This is a genomic window from Bacillus sp. JJ1503 (assembly GCF_036965125.1).
GTDB lineage: Bacteria > Bacillota > Bacilli > Bacillales > Cytobacillaceae > Cytobacillus.
The window spans coordinates 1-2184 of the sequence record NZ_JBALOZ010000489.1 but is presented as its reverse complement, the minus strand read 5'-3'; the positions used below and the strand labels follow the sequence as shown (position 1 = coordinate 2184).

The following is a 2184-nucleotide window of genomic DNA, read 5'->3' as shown; positions in this document are numbered from 1 at the left end:
CATGTCACTTATGGAAGGATTCTATGATGATACACTATGATTAAAGATCAAAGATTAAGAGGTGACTTAATAATGGATAACAAAACGATTGAATTAGATGTAAGGGAAGATATTAAAAATAAACTTGAGCCTTTCCAAAAAATTATGCAGGCTGTAAATGAATTAAGTACAGGAGATGTATTTATCCTTCATGCTCCCTTTAAGCCTGCCCCCCTATTCCCTATATTAAAAGGAAAGGGTTTTGAGTATGAAGCAGAAGAGCTTGAGAAAAAACATTGGAAGATCACATTTAGGAGCTGATCATCATGTTATTAGATAATCGCGGACTTGAGCCGCCTCAGCCGATGATGAGAACGTTAGAGGCTCTTGAGAGCTTAAAGCCCGGAGAAAGCTTGTCTATTATTAATGACCGCCGGCCGATGTTCTTATATGAACAGCTTGAAGAAAGAGGCTTAAAATATGAAACTACACCGAATGAAGATGGAAGCTTTTTAATTGAAATTACGAAATAGAGCAGGTGATGAAGATGTTATCTTCTTCAGGAAATGAAACAAATATAAAACTGCCATTTTCCTTTATCCTTGTCAGTATCATTGCCCTAATGGGTTCACAAATCTTACTTCTGTTTCACGGAGATTACATGTTTAGTAGTCAATTTCGTGTACCAGGAATATGGTCCGCAGCTCATTTGCTACTGTTAGGATGGGCGCTGATGATTGCCATGGGTGCTATGTATCAGCTAGTGCCCGTTGCTTTCCTTACCCCCATTTGGAATGAAAAATTCGGCTTTGTTCAATTTGGGGTATATGTAATTGGGGTCTTCTCTTTTGCACATTTTCTTTTTTATGAACCGCAAAAAGCGTTAATTCCTGGAATCATCACGTTATTAGGTATTCTCATGTTCCTCTTTCAGATGTTAATGACATTGAGAAAACAAGCGAAGCCTAATATATTAACCTTGTATGTCGGTACAGCTTTAGTTTGTCTATTAATTACTATTATCCTAGGTATTACGATGTTAATTAGCATAAAAACGGGCTTTGGAGGCCAATATTATCAAGCCATTTTTAAGAGTCATTTACTGCTTGGAATGACTGGTTGGTTTACTCTCCTTATTTTCGGTTTTTCATATAAAATGGTGCCAATGTTTTCTTTATCACATGGATATACGATGAAACTAGCTAATTTTGTTTACCCTATCTATACAATTGGTTTAGTCGCAGCAGCTATTTCATTTTTTATAGATTCAAAAGAACTTTTAACTGCAGCACTCTTTTTTCTATTCCTTGGATTTATCATTTTCATGTACCATATTTCAACTATATTAAAGAAAAGAGTGAAGAAAAAGCTTGATTATTCCTTTATTTTTGCCCTAATCGCGATCATAAGCGGGGGAATTATTCACCTCAGCGCATTTATTACGGGGTTGTTAGGAGTTTTTCATAAAGCAGCGGGGCCATTATTATTTTTGTACTTACTCTTATGGATTGCCTTTAGTATTATTGGCTATTTATACAAAATTGTGCCGTTTCTATGGTGGACTGCTAAATATAGTAAGGAAATTGGGAAAAAGGATGTTCCCTCATTAAAGGATATGATTAATGACCGAGCGGCAACCCCGGTATTCATCTGTCTCATGCTTGGTGCAATAGGTGTTGCGATTTCCCTTTTTATTGGGAGTAAGGCATTATTTTACCCAACTCAAACCATTTTCACTATCGCCTGTTTGATGTTTTCAATTGCTATTGTAAAGGTTGTAAAAAAATAATAGGAGGGGTTTATTATGGAATTAAAAGATAAAGTATTGAACAACTTGCGTAGGGTTTTGGATCCTGAGCTTAATATTAATGTTGTAGATTTAGGACTCATTTATCAAATTGAAATTCCTGAAGATGGAATTGTCATTATTACTATGACATTAACAACCCCAGGTTGCCCTCTTCATGACAGTATTGTCAGCGGGGTTAAATATTGTATTGAAGAAATGGAAGAAATTAAATATGTGGATGTTGATCTCGTCTGGGAGCCTGCATGGACACCAGACCGAATGACTCCTGAAGGCAAAAGTCAATTAGGCAGATAGAAAAGCGGAAGCGCCTTGCCCACCCCCGACAAGCACAAGAGGAGCGTCTCGGAAGGGTGTACTTTATCTTTCTGGGAGGCTCGGCTTGTGACCTCGAGGTC

The 2184-nt window shown here is 37.2% G+C and carries 4 protein-coding genes; all 4 read left to right on the top strand.

Features of this window, described 5'->3' with window-relative positions:
• The first annotated feature begins 72 nt into the window (after positions 1-72).
• The 4 genes from V7149_RS25695 to V7149_RS25680 are packed head-to-tail and all read left to right on the top strand — an operon-like array spanning position 73 to position 2083.
• Positions 73-300, top strand: coding sequence for a DUF2249 domain-containing protein (locus V7149_RS25695; protein WP_335348391.1), 228 nt, complete (start codon positions 73-75; stop codon positions 298-300).
• 5 nt (positions 301-305) lie between these two features.
• Positions 306-512 (top strand): DUF2249 domain-containing protein, encoded by a 207-nt coding sequence (locus V7149_RS25690; RefSeq protein WP_335348390.1) that lies wholly within the window; start codon positions 306-308, stop codon positions 510-512.
• Between the two features lie 14 nt (positions 513-526).
• A complete protein-coding gene (locus V7149_RS25685) occupies positions 527-1768 on the top strand; it encodes a hypothetical protein (RefSeq protein WP_335348389.1) in 1242 nt (413 codons plus the stop codon).
• A gap of 15 nt (positions 1769-1783) precedes the next feature.
• On the top strand, positions 1784-2083 hold the full coding sequence (locus V7149_RS25680) for a metal-sulfur cluster assembly factor (protein WP_335348388.1): 300 nt from the start codon (positions 1784-1786) through the stop codon (positions 2081-2083).
• Positions 2084-2184 lie beyond the last annotated feature (101 nt).